12 protein-coding genes and 1 pseudogene are annotated in these 16,928 nt (G+C 72.3%); 7 read left to right on the top strand and 6 right to left on the bottom strand.

Annotated features, from left to right (window positions below):
• On the bottom strand, positions 1–601 hold a 601-nt coding region (locus ACIY1X_RS07585; RefSeq protein WP_399679527.1), incomplete at its 3' end, for a carboxyl transferase domain-containing protein.
• Positions 602–699: 98 nt separating this feature from the next.
• Between ACIY1X_RS07585 and ACIY1X_RS07590 the strand changes: the two genes are divergently transcribed.
• Complete coding sequence (locus ACIY1X_RS07590; protein ID WP_399679530.1) at positions 700–2,421, top strand: Na+/H+ antiporter; 1,722 nt, start codon at positions 700–702, stop codon at positions 2,419–2,421.
• A 45-nt stretch (positions 2,422–2,466) separates the two neighbouring features.
• Here ACIY1X_RS07590 and ACIY1X_RS07595 read toward each other — a convergent pair whose 3' ends face one another.
• Entirely contained in the window at positions 2,467–4,137 is a 1,671-nt protein-coding gene (locus tag ACIY1X_RS07595) for an AMP-binding protein (RefSeq protein ID WP_399679531.1), read from the bottom strand.
• 141 nt (positions 4,138–4,278) lie between these two features.
• A complete protein-coding gene (locus tag ACIY1X_RS07600; RefSeq protein ID WP_399679533.1) occupies positions 4,279–5,460 on the bottom strand; it encodes an isovaleryl-CoA dehydrogenase in 1,182 nt (393 codons plus the stop codon).
• A 124-nt stretch (positions 5,461–5,584) separates the two neighbouring features.
• Between ACIY1X_RS07600 and ACIY1X_RS07605 the strand changes: the two genes are divergently transcribed.
• Positions 5,585–6,610 (top strand): AraC family transcriptional regulator, encoded by a 1,026-nt coding sequence (locus tag ACIY1X_RS07605; RefSeq protein ID WP_399679535.1) that lies wholly within the window; start codon positions 5,585–5,587, stop codon positions 6,608–6,610.
• An 18-nt stretch (positions 6,611–6,628) separates the two neighbouring features.
• Here ACIY1X_RS07605 and ACIY1X_RS07610 read toward each other — a convergent pair whose 3' ends face one another.
• Complete coding sequence (locus ACIY1X_RS07610; RefSeq protein WP_245610838.1) at positions 6,629–6,838, bottom strand: hypothetical protein; 210 nt, start codon at positions 6,836–6,838, stop codon at positions 6,629–6,631.
• 169 nt (positions 6,839–7,007) lie between these two features.
• Here ACIY1X_RS07610 and ACIY1X_RS07615 point away from each other — a divergent pair, with 169 nt between their 5' ends.
• From ACIY1X_RS07615 to ACIY1X_RS07635, 5 genes are all read left to right on the top strand, one after another.
• Positions 7,008–9,056, top strand: a complete 2,049-nt coding sequence (locus ACIY1X_RS07615; protein WP_399679538.1) for a molybdopterin-dependent oxidoreductase — start codon at positions 7,008–7,010, stop codon at positions 9,054–9,056.
• Positions 9,056–10,195 (top strand): aminopeptidase, encoded by a 1,140-nt coding sequence (locus ACIY1X_RS07620; protein WP_399679540.1) that lies wholly within the window; start codon positions 9,056–9,058, stop codon positions 10,193–10,195. The genes ACIY1X_RS07615 and ACIY1X_RS07620 overlap by 1 nt, the downstream gene beginning before the upstream one ends.
• Positions 10,188–10,619, top strand: a complete 432-nt coding sequence (locus ACIY1X_RS07625; protein ID WP_399679542.1) for a polyhydroxyalkanoic acid system family protein — start codon at positions 10,188–10,190, stop codon at positions 10,617–10,619. The genes ACIY1X_RS07620 and ACIY1X_RS07625 overlap by 8 nt, the downstream gene beginning before the upstream one ends.
• The gene (locus ACIY1X_RS07630) at positions 10,616–11,848 is read left to right on the top strand and encodes a CaiB/BaiF CoA transferase family protein (protein WP_399679544.1); all 1,233 of its coding nucleotides are present in this window, start codon (positions 10,616–10,618) and stop codon (positions 11,846–11,848) included. The genes ACIY1X_RS07625 and ACIY1X_RS07630 overlap by 4 nt, the downstream gene beginning before the upstream one ends.
• Positions 11,849–12,058: 210 nt before the next feature.
• Complete coding sequence (locus ACIY1X_RS07635) at positions 12,059–12,745, top strand: HAD family hydrolase (protein ID WP_399679547.1); 687 nt, start codon at positions 12,059–12,061, stop codon at positions 12,743–12,745.
• A 25-nt stretch (positions 12,746–12,770) separates the two neighbouring features.
• Here ACIY1X_RS07635 and ACIY1X_RS07640 read toward each other — a convergent pair whose 3' ends face one another.
• Both ACIY1X_RS07640 and ACIY1X_RS07645 read right to left on the bottom strand, forming a co-directional pair.
• Entirely contained in the window at positions 12,771–14,708 is a 1,938-nt protein-coding gene (locus tag ACIY1X_RS07640; RefSeq protein WP_399679549.1) for a choice-of-anchor I family protein, read from the bottom strand.
• Between the two features lie 150 nt (positions 14,709–14,858).
• Positions 14,859–16,928 (bottom strand): annotated as a pseudogene (locus ACIY1X_RS07645) (excinuclease ABC subunit A); the annotation flags it as partial.

Consider the following 16,928-nt stretch of genomic DNA (forward strand, 5'->3'; position numbering starts at 1 on the left):
CGTCGCTCATCGCCGGCACGTAGGCGCCGCCGGCGGTGCACGAGCCCATCACCACCGCGATCTGCGCGATGCCCTCCGCGCTCATGTTCGCCTGGTTGTAGAAGATGCGGCCGAAGTGCTCGCGGTCGGGGAAGACCTCGTCCTGGTTCGGCAGGTTGGCGCCGCCGGAATCGACCAGGTAGATGCAGGGCAGCCGGTTCTGCTGCGCGATCTCCTGCGCGCGCAGGTGCTTCTTCACCGTCATGGGGTAGTAGGTGCCGCCCTTCACCGTGGCGTCGTTGCACACGACCATGCAGTCCACCCCGTTCACGCGGCCGATGCCGGCGATCAGGCCGGCGCCCGGCGCATCGCCCTTGTACATGCCGTGCGCGGCCAGCGGCGACAGCTCCAGGAAGGGCGTGCCCGGGTCCAGCAGCCGGCTCACGCGCTCGCGCGGCAGCAGCTTGCCGCGGGCGGTGTGCTTGGCGCGCGCGGCCTCGCCGCCGCCCTGCTCCACCTTGGCGAACTGCGTGCGCAGGTCGTCCACCAGCGCGCGCATGGCCTGCGCGTTGGCCTGGAATTCCTCGGAGCGGGGGTTGAGTTTGGAGACCAGTTTGCTCATGAATGACTTTCCGTGATGGGTGACGCCGCGCTGCGCGATGATGCATGGCGGGCTCCGCCCGCTCCTGCCGTCACCGTTCTTCGCTTCTCTTCTTCTTCGTGCATACCGTCGAAACCGTCCTTCTGGTGCTGATGCTGGGCGCGCTCACCGGCATCGCCGCGCGCTACCTGCGCGCCATCCCGCTGCCGCTGATCCAGATCGCGCTGGGCGCGCTGCTGTCCTGGCCGCAGGGCGGGCTGCACATCGCCTTCGATCCGGAGCTGTTCCTGCTGCTGTTCATCCCGCCGCTGCTGTTCGCGGACGGCTGGCGCATCCCCAAGCGCGAGTTCTTCGCGCTGTGGCAGCCCATCCTGCGGCTGGCGCTGGGCCTGGTGCTGTTCACCGTGCTGGGGCTGGGCTGGCTGATCCACTGGATGATCCCGGAGATGCCGCTGACGGTGGCCTTCGCGCTCGCCGCGGTGGTCTCGCCCACCGACGCGGTGGCCGTCTCGGCCATCACGCGCGGGCTGGGCATGCCGGCCAAGACCATGCACCTGCTGGAGGGCGAGTCGCTGCTGAACGACGCCTCGGGCCTGGTGGCGCTGAAGTTCGCCGTGGCGGCCACGCTCACCGGCCTGTTCTCGTGGACCGGCGTGGCCTCGGAATTCCTCTGGATCGCGCTGGGCGGTCTGGGCGCGGGCGCGCTGCTGGGCTGGGGCTTCGCCCGCGCACGGGCCGCCGTCACGCGCCGGGTGGGCGACGTAGCGGCCACGCAGATGGTGCTGCTGCTGGTGCTGCTGCCCTTCGCGGCCTACATCGTGGGCGAGCGCATCGGCGTCTCGGGCATCCTGGCGGCGGTGGCGGCGGGCATCACCACCAACTTCGCCGACCTGGAGCGCAGCGAGTTCGTCTCCGAGCGCATCCAGACCGAAGGCACCTGGGCCATGATCGAGTCGGCCTTCAACGGCGCCATCTTCCTGCTGCTGGGGCTGCAGTTGCCGTCCATCGTGCAGACCATCGGCGAGGCCAGCCACCACGGCGCCTGGGCGCTGGCGGGCTATGTGGCGGCCATCTCGTGCGCGCTGCTGCTGCTGCGCTGGATCTGGCTCTCGCTGGCCGTGCAGGGCAGCCTGCTGAAGGCGCACCTGGCGGGCAAGATGGCCGTGCGGCCCTCGTGGCGCCTCACGCTGGCCACCACGCTGGCGGGCATCCGCGGGGCGGTGACGCTGGCCGGCGCGCTGTCCGTCCCGCTGATGCTGGACGAGCGCGCGCCCTTCCCGGCGCGCGACCTGCTGGTCTTCCTGGCGGCGGGCACCATCCTCTTCACGCTGGTGGTGGGCAGCATCGGCCTGCCGCTGGTGCTGCGCCGGCTGCCCCTGCCGGCCGAGCCGCCGGAGGCGCGCGAGGAGCGGCAGGCCCGCCTGGCCGCCTGCCGCGCCGCCATGGCCGGCCTGGCGCCGGACCCGGCCGAGCACGAGGGCGCCGACCCGCGGTGGCTGGCCCAGTACCGCGAGGCGGCCGGCCGGCTGACGCAGGACTACCGCAAGCGCATCGACCTGCTGGACGACGGCGACGCCCCGTCCGCCCCGGCCACGCCCGAGGCCCAGGCCGACACGCCCGAGGCCGTGCACCAGCGGCGGCTGCGCTACGTGATGGAGCTGGAGCTGCGCCTGAAGTGCACGCGCATCGAGCGCGACACGCTGTACGCCGAGCGGCACATGCACCGCATCAACGACGAGTCGCTGCGCAGCCTGGTGGCCGAGCTGGACCTGGCCGAGGTGTCGCTGCGCAAGCGGCTGAAGGTGGCGCGCCAGGCCGCGGGACTGCCGCCGGGCGGGTGAGACGGCGCGTGCGCAGCGCATGGCGTGTCGTGGCGGCGGCCGGCTTCAGGCGGTCTTGTCGGCCACCAGGCCGAGGTCCTGCGACATCTGCTCGCGGATCCTGAACTTCTGGATCTTGCCCGTCACCGTCATCGGGAAGGCGTCGACGAAGCGGATGTACTTCGGCACCTTGTAGTGCGCGATCTGGCCCTTGCAGAAGTCGCGGATCTCCTCCTCGGTGGGCTGCTGGCCCGGCTTGGGGATGATCCAGGCGCACAGCTCCTCGCCGTACTTCCTGTCGGGCAGGCCGACCACCTGCACGTCCTGCACCTGGGGGTGGCGGTACAGGAACTCCTCGATCTCGCGCGGATAGATGTTCTCGCCGCCGCGGATCACCATGTCCTTGATGCGGCCGACGATGTTGACGTAGCCCTCGTCGTCCATGGTCGCCAGGTCGCCGGTGTGCATGTAGCCCTCGGCGTCGATGGCCTCGCGGGTCTTGGCCTCGTCACCCCAGTAGCCGTGCATCACCGAGTAGCCCCGGGTGCACAGCTCGCCGGGCCGGCCGCGCGGCACGACTGAGCCGGACTCGGGGTCGACGATCTTCACCTCCAGGTGCGGCTGCACGGTGCCGACGGTCGAGACGCGGCGCTCCAGCGGCGTGTCGGTGCTGCTCTGGCAGCTCACCGGGCTGGTCTCGGTCATGCCGTAGGCGATGGTGATCTCCGACAGGTGCATCTGGCTGACCACGCGTTTCATCACCTCGATCGGGCAGGCCGTGCCGGCCATGATGCCGGTGCGCAGGCTCGACAGGTCGAACTCGGCGAAGCGCGGATGGTCCAGCTCGGCGATGAACATGGTGGGCACGCCGTGCAGCGCCGTGCACTTCTCGGCCTGCACCGCCTCCAGCGTGAGCAGCGCATCGAACCCGTCGTTGGGATAAACGATGGCGCTGCCGTGCGTGAGGCAGGCCAGGTTGCCCAGCACCATGCCGAAGCAGTGGTACATGGGCACGGGGATGCACAGGCGATCCTCCGGGCCGAGCTTCATGCACTCGCCGATGAAGAAGCCGTTGTTCAGGATGTTGCGGTGCGTAAGCGTCGCGCCCTTGGGGAAGCCCGTGGTGCCGCTGGTGAACTGGATGTTGATGGGGTCGGCGGCCCGGAGCGTCTTCTGCACCTCGGCCACGCGCGGGTCGGCGCTGTCGCCGCCGGCCAGCAGCTGCGAGAAGCGCGTGAGCGGGATGTCGCCGCCGGCCTCGTCGGCGTCTTCCGGCCGGTCGATCCACCAGATGTTCTTCAGTTCGGGCAGCTTCGCCGCGCCCAGCTCGCGCAGCATCGCCAGGTACTCGCTGGTCTTGAAGCGCGGCATGGTCACCAGCGCCTTGCAGCCGACCTTGTTGAGCGCGTACTCCACCTCGGCCGTGCGGTAGGCCGGGTTGATGTTGACCAGGATCAGCCCCGCCTTGGCGGTGGCGACCTGCATCAGCACCCAGGCCAGGTTGTTGTGCGACCAGATGCCGATGCGATCGCCCGGCGCGAGCTCCGCGCGCAGCAGCGCGCTGGCCAGGCGGTCGGACTCGGCCTGCAGCTCGCGGTACGTGCGGCGCACGCCCTCGTGCCGGCTCACCAGCGCCAGCGCGTCGGGCTGGCGCCGCACCATCGCGTCGAAGAAGTCGCCGACGGTGTCTTCGATCAGGGCGGGCTCGGTGGCGCCGCGGGCGTAGCTGTCGGTCATCACGTGTCTCCTGTCTTGGCACCCTCTCCCTCTGGGAGAGGGTTGGGGTGAGGGCTTCGGGGCGCCAATGTCTGCCGCGCGCCAGCCACGGCCGCCGGCCCTCACCCTGCCCTCTCCCAGAGGGAGAGGGAAAAGGTGGGGTCAGGCGGTCTCGGCGAACAGTTCGCGGCCGATGAGCATGCGGCGGATCTCGCTGGTGCCGGCGCCGATCTCGTACAGCTTGGCGTCGCGCCACAGCCGCTCGACCGGGAAGTCCTTGGTGTAGCCCACGCCGCCCAGCGCCTGGATCGCCTCGCCGGCCATCCAGGTCGCCTTCTCGGCCGAGTAGAGGATGGCGCCGGCCGCGTCCTTGCGGAAGGTACGCGCGTGGTCGGCGCTGTCGCAGGCCTTGCCCACCGCGTACACGTAGGCGCGCGTGGCCTGCCAGGTGCTGTACATGTCGGCGATCTTGCCCTGCATGAGCTGGAACTCGCCGATGCTCTGCCCGAACTGCCGGCGTTCGTGCACGTAGGGGATCACCGCGTCCATGCAGGCGGCCATGATGCCCAGCGGTCCGCCGGAGAGCACGGCGCGCTCGTAGTCGAGCCCGCTCATCAGCACCTTGGCGCCGTTGCCCTCGCCGCCCAGGATGTTCTCCTCCGGCACCTCGCAGTTGTCGAAGAAGAGCGGATAGGTGTTGGAGCCGCGCATGCCCAGCTTGTCGAGCTTGGTGCCGGCCGAAAAGCCCTTGAAGCCCTTCTCGACGATGAAGGCCGTCATGCCGCGCGCGCCCATATCGGGCTCGGTCTTGGCATAGATCACCAGCGTGTCGGCGTCGCCGCCGTTGGTGATCCACATCTTGCCGCCGTTGAGCACGTAATGGCCGTCCTTCTTCTCGGCCCTGAGCTTCATGCTCACCACGTCGCTGCCGGCGCCCGGCTCGCTCATCGCCAGCGCGCCGACGTGCTCGCCGCTCACCAGCTTCGGCAGGTACTTCTTCTTCTGCGCCTCGCTGCCGTTGCGGTGGATCTGGTTGACGCACAGGTTGGAGTGCGCGCCGTAGGAGAGCCCCACCGACGCCGAGGCGCGCGAGACCTCCTCCATCGCCACGATGTGCGCCAGGTAGCCCAGCTCGGTGCCGCCGTATTCCTCCTTCACCGTCATGCCGTGCAGGCCCAGGCTGCCGAGCTTGGCCCACAGGTCCTTCGGGAACTGGTTCTCGCGGTCGATCTCGGCGGCGCGCGGCGCGATCTCGGCGGCGCAGAAGTCGGCGACGGCGTCGCGCAGGGCGTCGATGGTCTCGCCCAGCTGGAAGTTCAGGCCGGGCAGGCTGGCGTGGGCCATGGGATGTGTCTCCTGAGGTGTCGCCGCGCGCCGGAGGGCGCGGGCATGGGCGCAGCTTACGCCCGCGACGCCCGCATTTGGCGCCACAATGGTTGCAAATCGCGCCACGTCCCACGCTGCCCCGATGACCGCCTCCACCCTCGTCAGGCCCCCCCGCGCCGCCACGCCGATGGCCTTCGTGCAGGCGATCGTGAAGGGCTACGCGCGCTACGGCAAGGACCCCGGCGAGGCCCTGCGCGCGGCACGGATCACGCCGAAGGAGCTGTGGCGCCCCGGCGCCCGGGTGACGGCCGCGCAGTTCGAGGCGCTGAACGAGCACGCCATGCAGGAGCTGGACGACGAGGCGCTGGGCTGGTTCTCGCGCCGCCTGCCCTGGGGCAGCTACGGGCTGCTGTGCCGCGCCTCGCTGACCGCGCCCGACCTGGGCGTGGCGATCAAGCGCTGGTGCCGCCACCACCGGCTGCTGGTGGACGACATCGCGCTTTCGCTGTCGGTGGCGGGCGGCATCGCCACGGTGTCGATCGAGGAGCGGCGCGACCTGGGGCCGCTGCGCGAGTTCTGCCTGGTGTCGAGCCTGCGCTTCCTGCACGGCTATGCGAGCTGGGCCATCGATTCGCGCGTGTCGCTGCGCGAAGCGGCCTTCCCCTTTGCCGCGCCGCCGCATGCCGACGCCTACGCGCTGATGTTCACCGGGCAGGTACGCTTCGGCGCCCCGCGGGCGGGCTTCAGCTTCGACGAACGCTACCTCGCCCTGCCGCTGCGGCGCGACGAGCGGGCGCTGCGCCAGATGCTGCGCCGCGCCCTGCCGCTGACGGTGCTGCAGTACCGGCGCGACCGGCTGCTGGGCCAGCGGGTGCGCGAACTGCTGCGCACGCGCGGCGCCGAGCTGGGCAGCGCCGAGGCGCTGGCGGCGGCGCTGCACATCTCGGCGCGCACGCTGCACCGGCAACTGCAGGCCGAGGGCCTGGCGCTGCAGGGCCTGAAGGACGAGGTGCGCCACGCCGAGGCCGTGGACCAGTTGCGGCGCACCCGGCGCCCCATCAAGCAGATCGCGCTGGCGGTGGGCTTCCGCAACGAGAAGAGCTTCGCCCGCGCCTTCCGCCAGTGGACCGGCATGACGCCCGGCGAGGCGCGCCGGTCGGCCGGCTGAAGCGCCGCGGGCCGCCGGCTACGCGCCGGCTGCGGCGCGCGGGTGCAGTTGCGCGTCCAGCGCGCGCGTGCCGGCCGCCAGCGCGGCCTCGTAGGTGCCGGCCGGCTCCTCGGCCCGGCGCACCACCTTCACCGGCTGGCCGCCGGCGTCGGTCTCCATCAGGGTCCAGACGAAGGTGCCGGGCTCCGGCTCCTTGACCACGAGTTGAAGCGGTTGATGGGTGTTCATGCCGACCATGCTGAACCTCCGGCGCGAGGCCGCGTGTCAGCCAAGTTCGCCGTTCGGCCGCCGCGGCCGGTCATCGCAAACCCCTGCGGCGCCTGGCGTGGCATGAAACTAGACTCCGCCGGCGGGGGTCCCACACCCCGCCTGACCCCTCCTCCTGCCGCCGTCGCCCATGTCCTCTCCTGCCCCCACCCTGGTGCGCGGCGCCTGCCCGCACGACTGCCCCGACACCTGCGCTCTGGTCACCACCGTGCAGGAGGGCCGCGCGGTGAAGCTGCAGGGCAACCCCGAACATCGCCACACCGCCGGCGTGCTGTGCACCAAGGTCTCGCGCTACATCGAGCGCAACGACCACCCGGAGCGCCTGGTGCAGCCGCTGCGGCGCGCCGGGCCCAAGGGCAGCGGGCGCTTCGAGCCGGTCTCGTGGGACGAGGCGCTTCATGACATCGCCGCCCGGCTGGGCGCGATCGCGCGGCGCGCGCCTCAGGCCATCGTGCCCTACAGCTATGCCGGCACCATGGGGCTGGTGCAGGGCGAATCGATGGACCGTCGCTTCTTCCACAAGCTCGGCGCCTCGCTGCTGGACCGCACCATCTGCGCCACCGCCGGCGGCGAGGCCCTGGCCCACACGTTGGGCGGCAAGGTGGGCATGCGCGTCGAGTTTTTCGCCGAGGCGAAGCTCATCCTGATCTGGGGCAGCAACTCGATCGGCAGCAACCTGCACTTCTGGCGCCATGCGCAAGCGGCCAGGCGGGCCGGCGCACGGCTGGTGTGCATCGACCCGCGCCGCACCGAGACGGCCGACAAGTGCGACGAGCACATCGCCCTGCTGCCCGGCACCGACGGCGCCCTGGCGCTGGCGCTGATGCACGAGCTGGTGGTGAACGACTGGCTGGATCACGACTACATCGCCCGCCACACCCTGGGCTGGGAGCGGCTGCGCGAGCGCGCCCTGCAGTGGCCGCCCGAGCGCGCCGCCGCCGTGTGCGGCGTGCCGGCGCCGCAGATCCGCGACCTGGCGCGCGCCTACGGCACCACGAAGCCCGCGGCCATCCGCCTGAACTACGGCGTGCAGCGGGTGCGCGGCGGCGGCAACGCGGTGCGCGCCATCGCCTGCCTGCCGGCGCTGGTGGGCGCCTGGCGGCAGCGCGCCGGCGGCGTGCTGCTCAGCAGCGGGGGCCACTTCCCGGTGGACCGCGCCGCGCTGCAGCGGCCCGACCTGCTGGCCGGCCGCCGGCCGCGCACCGTCAACATGGTGCGCATCGGCGATGCGCTGGCGGGCGATGCCGGGGCGCTGTCGGGCGGCCCGCCGATCGAGGCCATCGTGGTCTACAACAGCAACCCGGTGGCGGTGGCGCCCGAGTCGGCCAAGGTGGCGGCCGGCTTCGCGCGCGAGGACCTGTTCACCGTGGTGCTGGAGCAGTTCCAGACCGACACCGCCGACCACGCCGACTACCTGCTGCCCGCCACCACGCAGCTGGAGCACTGGGACATCCACGCCAGCTACGGCCACACCGACGTGCTGCTCAACCGCCCCGCCGTCGCGCCGCGCGGCCAGGCGCGCAGCAACGCCTGGGTGTTCCGCGAGCTGGCGCGGCGCATGGGCTTCGACGAGCCCTGCTTTGCCGACGACGACGAGGCGCTGTGCCGCCAGGCCTTCGCGCCCGGCGCCATCGACTGGGCGGCGCTGGAGCGCGACGGCTTCGCCAGCGTGCCGCTGCCCGAGGCGCCCTTCGCCGAGGGCGGCTTCCCCACGCCGTCGGGCCAATGCGAGTTCTTCAGCGAGCGTCTGGCCGCACAGGGCCTGGACGGCCTGCCCGACCACGTGCCCAACCACGAGCCGGCCGGCAGCTCCAGCGCCTTTCCGCTGGCCATGATCTCGCCGCCGGCGCGCAACTTCCTGAACAGCACCTTCGTCAACGTGAAGAGCCTGCGCAGCATCGAGGGCGAGCCGCTGCTGGAGATCCACGCCGACGACGCCGGCGCCCGCGGCATCGCCGACGGCGCGATGGTGCGGGTGTTCAACGCCCGCGGCGAATACCGCTGCCGCGCCGAGGTCTCGCGCCGCGCGCGGCCGGGCGTGGTCAACGGCCTGGGCGTGTGGTGGCGCAAGCTGGGCGCGGACGGCACCAACGTCAACCAGCTCACCAGCCAGCACCTGACCGACATCGGCCGCGGCCCGACCTTCTACGACTGCCTGGTGCAGGTCGAGCCCGCCTGATGGCGCCGCTGCCGCGCGCCCGGCGACGCCTGGCCTGGGCCGCGGCGGCGCTGGTCCTCGCCGCGCTGGCGGGCTGCGCCCAGCTCGGCTACTACTGGCAGTCGGCCGCCGGCCACATCGGCATCATGCGCGCCGCACGGCCGGTGCCCGAGTGGCTGGCCGACCCGCGCACGCCCGACGCGCTGCGCGAGCGGCTGGCGCTCGCGCAGCGCATCCGCCGCTTCGCCTCCGAGCGGCTCGCCCTGCCCGACAACCGCAGCTACACCGGCTATGCCGACCTGCACCGTGCGGCGGCCGTGTGGAATGTGGTGGCGGCGCCGCCGCACGCGCTGACGCTCAAGACCTGGTGCTTCCCCATCGCCGGCTGCGTGGGCTACCGCGGCTACTACGCCGAAGCCGATGCGCAGGCCGAGGCCGGACGCCTGCGCGCCGAAGAAGGGCTGGAGTCGGCCGTGTACCCGGTGCCGGCCTACTCCACCCTCGGCTGGCTCGACTGGGCCGGCGGCGACCCGCTGCTGTCCACCTTCATCCGCTACCCGGAAGGCGAGCTGGCACGCATCGTCTTCCACGAACTGGCACACCAGGTGGTGTACGTGCCGGGCGACACGGAGTTCAACGAATCCTTCGCCACCGCGGTGGAGCGCCTGGGCGGCGCCGAGTGGCTGGCCACGCAGGCCGGGCCGCAGGCGCGCGAGGAATACGCGCAGTTCGACACGCGCCGCCGCGCCATGCGCGCGCTGATGGACGACACGCGCCGGCGGCTGGCCGGCATCTACGACTCGCCGGCCGCCCAGGCCCGCGACTGGCCCGCGGTGGACGCGATGAAGCAGGAGGCCATGGACGCCTTCCGCGCGCGCTACCAGCAGTTGCGCGCCGGCTGGAGCGGCCCGCGCCAGGGCGCCTACGACGCCTGGGTGGCGCGGACCAACAACGCCACCCTCGCCGCACAGGCCGCCTACGATGCGCTGGTGCCCGGCTTCGAGCGCCTGTTCGAGCGCGAGGGCCGCGACTGGCGCCGCTTCCATGCCGAGGTGAAGCGCATCGCGGCGCTGGATGCCGAGGCCCGGCGACGGGCGCTCGACGCCGCGGACACCCCCCGCCCGCCGCCCGGGAAAGAGAAGGGACACCCCGATGCCTGACATCCACATCGAACGCCGGCACGCGCTGGGGCTGCCGCTGGCCCGCCAGATCGCGCGCCGCTGGATCGGCCGGCTCGAGAGCGACTTCCGCCTGCAGTGCCGCTACGAGGAAGGCTCGCCGAACGACCAGGTGGCCGTGCAGGGGCTGGGCGTGGCGGGATGGGTGGTGGTCAACGCCCGCTTCCTGCAGGTGCAGCTCGACCTGCGCTTCCCGCTCGTCGCCCTGCGCTCGATGATCGAGCAGCGCATCGCGCGCGAGCTGGACGAGGAGCTGGACGGGCACACCGGAGCGCCGGACGCGCCGAAGCGCAGGGCGCCGGCGAAGAAGGTGGCGGCGAAGAAAGTTGCAGCGAAGAAGGCGGCGCCGAAGAAGACGCCGCCGGCCAAGGCCGCCCCGCGCACGCCCCGCACCCGCAAGCCATGAACGCGAAGACAGCAGCATCCGCATCCGGCCCGCTGGCCGGCCTCAAGGTGGTCGAACTCGGCCAGCTCATCGCCGGCCCCTTCGCCGCGCGCACGCTGGCCGACTTCGGCGCCGAGGTCGTCAAGATCGAGCCGCCGGCCGGCGGCGACCCGCTGCGCCAGTGGCGGCTCCTCAAGGACGGCACCTCCGTCTGGTGGCAGGCGCAGTCGCGCAACAAGCGCTCGCTGGCGCTGGACCTACGGCAGCCCGAGGCGCAGGAGATCGTGCGCCGGCTGGCCGCCGAGGCCGACGTGCTGATCGAGAACTTCCGCCCCGGCGCGATGGAGGGCTGGGGCCTCGGCCCCGACGCGCTGCTGGCCGCCAACCCGGCGCTGGTGATGCTGCGCATCAGCGGCTACGGCCAGAGCGGCCCCTACCGCGACCGCCCCGGCTTCGGCATGGTGGCCGAGGCGATGGGCGGCCTGCGCCACCTCACCGGCGAGCCGGGCCGCGTGCCGGTGCGGGTGGGCGTCTCCATCGGCGACACGCTGGCCTCGCTGCACGGCGTGATCGGCGTGCTGATGGCGCTGCAGCACCGCCACGCCACGGTGAGCGCCGAATGCCCGAAGGGCCGCGGCCAGGTGGTGGACGTGGCGCTGTACGAAGCCGTCTTCAACTGCATGGAAAGCCTGCTGCCCGAGTACAGCGCCTTCGGCGTGGTGCGCGAGGCCGCCGGCAGCGCATTGCCCGGCATCGCGCCCAGCAACGCCTACCGCTGCGCCGACGGCTACGTGCTGGTGGCCGGCAACGGCGACAGCATCTTCAAGCGCCTGATGCAGTGCATCGGCCGGCCCGACCTGGCGGCCGACCCGCAGTTGGCCGACAACGCCGGCCGCGTGGCGCAGGTGGCGATGATCGACGGCGCCATCGGCAGTTGGACCGCCACATGCAGCGTCGCCGACGCGCTGGCCGCGCTGGAGGCGGCGCAGGTGCCCGCCGGCCGCATCTACACCGTGGCCGACATCGCTGCCGACCCGCACTACGCGGCGCGCGGCGTGCTGCTGCCCACGCTGATGGACGACGGCAGCACGCTCACGCTGCCGGGCTTCGTGCCGAAGCTCTCGGCCACGCCCGGCGGCCACCGCCGCAACGCGCCGGCGCTGGGGGCGGACACCGACGCGGTGCTGCGCGAGGTGGGGCTGAACGAGGCGCAGATCGCGGCGCTGCGCGAGCGGGGCGTGGTGCGCTGAGGCCGGCGCGACATCGTGGGCGCGCGCCGGGGCTGAGGGCCTGAGAAAGCCGATCCACCCACAACCGTTCAGGCTGAGCCTGTCGAAGCCCGAGACCACGCTTCGACAGGCTCAGCGTGAACGGATGAGGGGTATTGAACGGGTGAGAGGTGTCTGCAACAGCCTCCGCTGTGCTTGCGGACGCAGGCCCATCCCGTACGATCACCTCATATGTCCAGTTTCCCCTTCGACGCCGTCCTCTTCGACTGCGACGGCGTGCTCGTCGATTCCGAACCCATCACCAACCGCGTGCTCACCCAGATGCTGGGCGAACTGGGCTGGCACCTGACGCTCGAGGAGACGATGCGCATCTTCGTCGGCAAGGCCGTCAAGGACGAGATGGCGTTGATCGAGGAGAAGACGGGTTTCAGCCTCACGCAGGACTGGCTGCACCTGTTCTGGGCGCGGCGCAACGAGGCGCTGGAGCGCGACCTCACGCCCATCGCCGGCGCGCCCGAGGCGGCGCGCGCGCTGCATGCGCTGATGGACGGCCGCATCGCCTGCGCCTCGGGCGCCGACCGGCGCAAGGTCGAGCTGCAGCTCGCGAAGATCGGCCTGCTCGACGCCTTCGAGGGCCGCATCTTCAGCGGCCACGAGACGCCGCGCAGCAAGCCCTGGCCGGACGTGTACCTGGCCGCCGCCGAGGCGCTGGGGGTGCCGCCCGAACTCTGCGCGGTGGTCGAGGACACCGTCACCGGCGCCACCGCCGGCATCGCCGCCGGCGCCACGGTGTTCGGCTACTGCCCCGGCGGCCTGGGCCACAGCAGCGCCGACGCGATGCGCGCCATCGGCGTGGCGCACGTCTTCACCGACATGGCGCGGCTGCCGCAGGCCATCGCCGCCTGGGCGACGCACTGACGCGCCGCCGCGCGCGCGGGCCGGTTCAGTACGTCGGCGTGATCTCGTAGACGGCCGTGGTGCCGCTGACCTCGTGGCCCACGACCAGCAGCGGCTTGCCGTTGGGCGACTGCGAGGCCGGGACGAAGGCCAGGCCCTCGGGGCCCAGGTCGCCGGCGCGCTTCAGGTCCTCGGCGCTGGCGCCGGGGTCGGCGACCGAGAAGTCGCGGCTGTTCAGGTAGGTCACGTACGCCGGCGCGGCGGGGTCGGTGACGTCGTAGACCATCACCCCGCCGATGCGCTCCAGCCCGATGAAGGCGAAGGTCTTGTCGCCCATGCGGCCCACCGCGACGCCCTCGGGCTCGGGCCCCTTGTTGTCGCTGCGGTCGTCGAAGGCCGTCGCCGCGTGGTCGGAGTTGAAGGCGTCGGGCAGCAGCTCGGCGAGCTTCTTCTCGAACTGGTCGCCCGAGTCCCAGACCAGCCTGCCGTCCTCGTCCCGGATCGAGAAGGAACGGCCGCCGAAGGCGTAGAGCGCGTCGTAGACCAGCACGTCCTTGCCGTTGAGGTGCCGCAGCCTGGGGCTGCCGTCGGGGTTCTGCTGGTAGCCCAGGGTCCAGGTCACGTTCAGGCGGCCCAGCTGGTCGTCCTCGCGGCAGTCGCCCGACGATGCCGTGCCCGCGGCCAGGTCCCAGGTGGCGCCGCAGTAGCCGAACACGTCGGGGTTTAGCACGGCGCCGGCCGCCAGCGCGCGCAGTTGCGGCGGCAGGTCGTCGCCGGCGCGGCGGTCGAAGCCGCTGTTGTGGACCAGGTGCTTGACGCGGAACTCCTCGACGAAGCCCTTGCCCGCATCGCCGGCCCAGTAGGCGTCGTCGTCCTCGCCCCAGGGCCGCGAGTCGCCCTCGTTGGCGCTCACCAGGTAGGTCTTGCCGCCGGCGCTGTACGAGGCGATGGCGTCGGGCAGGAACAGGCCGCGCAGGCCCGGCCAGGTGCGGATGTCGATGCGGCCGTCGGTGTCGCTCGCGTCCAGGCCGTTGCCGTCGGCGCCGTGGTCCTTGAAGCCCAGCGGCAGGATGGCGGTCACGGTCGCGCTGGCCACGTCGATCTTCGCCAGCGCGTTGTTCTCCTGCAGCGTCGCCCAGGCGGTCGCGCCGTCGGCCGAGAGGGCGATGTACTCCGGCTCGATGTCCTGCGCGGCACTGGCGTTGGGCCCGAAGATGCGCACGCCCTGGGCGCGCAGCTCGGGCTCCCTGCCGTTCCAGGCGCGGAAGTCGGCGGTGCGGGCGGTGGGCCGGGTCGGGTCGGCGGCGTCGATGACGCTGACCGAACCTTCGGGGTCGACCTGGTAGTCGTCGCCGGGCTCGCCCTCGTTGGCCACCAGGACGGTCTTGCCGTCCGGCGTGAAGGTCAGCATGTCGGGCAGCGCGCCCACCTCCACGTGGCCCAGCAGCGCGAGGTCCGACGCGCGGTAGAAGGCGACGAAGCCGGGATCGGTCTTGACGGGGGCCTGCACGGCCACCGCCACGATGCCGTGGCTCACGGCCACGCTGTTGGCCTCCGCGCCGGCACGGATGGCGTGCGGCTGCAGCGTGCCCACGTGGCGCGGCGCCGCCGGGTCGCTCAGGTCCAGCACGTCGAGCACGCCCTGCTGCGCATTGACCACGAAGGCGCGCCGGCTGCCGGGGTCGAAGGCCGGGATCTCGGCTGCGCTCTTCTCGAAGATGCCGGTCTCGTAGCGGCCCAGCAGGCTCAGCGAGAGCGTCGTGGGTGTGGGTTCGGGAGGGGGCTCGGGCGCCGGGGCGGGTGCAGGCGACGGTGCCGGCGCAGGCGCCGGGGCGGGCGCCGGCGCGGGAAGGAAGGGCAGGCCGTTGCCGCCGCCGCCACCACCGCCGCAGGCGGCCAGGGTGGCCAGCGCCACGGCGCTCAGGACATGGGTGGACCAGCGGCGCGCGGCAGCGCGCAGGACGGCAGGGCTTGCTTCGGGCATCGGAATTCGTCGCGCGCGGGGCGCGGTGGTCGGATCGAAAGGACCCGGCCCCGCGCGCAGCGGGCCGGCACCGTCATGCAACAAGACGTCACATGACGCGCCGGATGGTCGCGATCGAATTTGACGGTGCCGTGACAGCCGGCCGGGGGGTCAGCCCGCCGCGGCGGCGCGCCCGAGCACCGGCGCCAGCGCCACGCCGGTGTGCGTGCCCAGGCGCACCACCTCCTCCGGCGGCGCGGAAGCGACCACCTGGCCGCCGCCCCTGCCGCCCTCGGGGCCCAGGTCCACGATCCAGTCGGCCTCGGCGATGAGGTCGAGGTCGTGCTCGATCACCACCACGCTGTGGCCGCCGCCGACCAGCCGGTGCAGCACGTGGATGAGCTTCTCCACGTCGGCCATGTGCAGGCCGACGGTGGGCTCGTCCAGCACATAGAGCGTGTGCGGGGCCCGGTTGCCGCGCCGCGTCACGTCGTCGCGCACCTTGCTCAGTTCCGTCACCAGCTTGATGCGCTGCGCCTCGCCGCCGCTGAGCGTGGGGCTGGGCTGGCCCAGCGTGAGGTAGCCCAGGCCCACGTCCTTGAGCAACTGCAGCGGGTGGCTGATGACGGGCATGCTGGCGAAGAACTCGACCGCCTCGTCCACTTCCATCTGCAGCACGTCGCCGATGCTCTTGCCGCGCCAGGTGACGGCCAGCGTCTCGGGGTTGAAGCGCGCGCCGTGGCAGCTCTCGCAGGGCACCTTCACGTCGGGCAGGAAGCTCATCTCGATGGTGCGCACGCCCGCGCCCTCGCAGGTCGGGCAGCGCCCTTCGCCGGTGTTGAAGCTGAAGCGCCCCGGCGCGTAGCCGCGCGCCTTGGCCTCCAGCGTGTCGGCGAAGAGCTTGCGGATGGTGTCCCAGAAGCCGATGTAGGTGGCGGGGCAGCTTCGCGGCGTCTTGCCGATGGGGGTCTGGTCCACTTCGAGCACGCGGTCGATGCCCTCGTAGCCGGCCACGCCGGTGCAGCCGCTCCATTTCGGGCGCTTGCCCGCGGCGTCGGCGTCGCGGCCGGCACGGGTGGCGCGCTGCTGCACGATGGCCTGCACGTTGGCCAGCAGCACGTCGCGCGCCAGCGTGGACTTGCCCGAGCCGCTGACGCCGGTGACCACCACCAGCCGGTTCAGCGGCACCGACACGTTGACGGACTGCAGGTTGTGCAGGTTCGCGCCCGCGATCGCGAGCCACGACACCGCGCCCTCGCCTTCCTCGGCCGAGGGCAGGACCGGCCGGCGCGGATGCAGCGGATGCCGGATCGCGTCGCGCAGGTAGCGGCCGGTGAGCGAATCGCCCGAGCGCTCCACCTCGGCCACCGTGCCCTGCGCCACCACGCGCCCGCCGCGCTTGCCGGCGCCGGGGCCGATGTCGATCAGGTGGTCGGCGCGGCGGATGGTGTCCTCGTCGTGTTCCACCACCACCAGCGTGTTGCCCTTGTCGCCCAGCTTGTGCAGCGCGTCGAGCAGGATGCGGTTGTCGCGCGCGTGCAGGCCGATGGTCGGCTCGTCCAGCACGTAGCACACGCCCTGCAGGTTGCTGCCCAGCTGCGCCGCCAGGCGGATGCGCTGCGCCTCGCCGCCGCTGAGCGTGGGCGCGCCGCGGTCCAGCGTGAGGTAGCCCAGGCCGACCTCTTCCAGGAACTCGAGGCGGCTCTTGATCTCGGGGATCAGGTCGCGGGCGATGTCGGCCTCGCGGCCCGAGAGTGCCAGCGTCTCGACCCAGGCGCGCACGTCGCTCACCGCCAGGCGCGCGATGTCGGCGATGCCCACGCCGTTGAAGCGCACGGCGCGCGCGGTGGCGTTCAGGCGCGTGCCTTCGCAGGTGGGGCAGGCGACGTCGGCCACGTCCTCCACCTCCGGCTCGGCGAAGGTCTGCTCGCGGCCGCGGTTGTCCTCGGCCATCGTGGAATCGTCCAGCGCCTTGCGCTGCTCCTTGGTCAGCTTCACGCCGGTGCCCACGCAGTCGGGGCACCAGCCGTGCTTGCTGTTGTAGGAGAAGAGGCGCGGGTCCAGCTCGGCATACGAGGTCGCGCACACCGGGCAGGCGCGCAGCGTCGAGAACACCTGCACCTGGCCGATGCCCGCGGTGGAGACGCCGGCCAGCATCGCCGCCTTCAGCCCGGTGAGGCCGTGCAGCACGTGCACCACGCCCTTGCCGTGCTCCAGCGCGGTCGCCAGCGCGGCGCGCAG

Source organism: Xenophilus sp., assembly GCF_044462705.1.
Classification (GTDB): Bacteria; Pseudomonadota; Gammaproteobacteria; order Burkholderiales; family Burkholderiaceae_C; genus Xenophilus; species Xenophilus azovorans.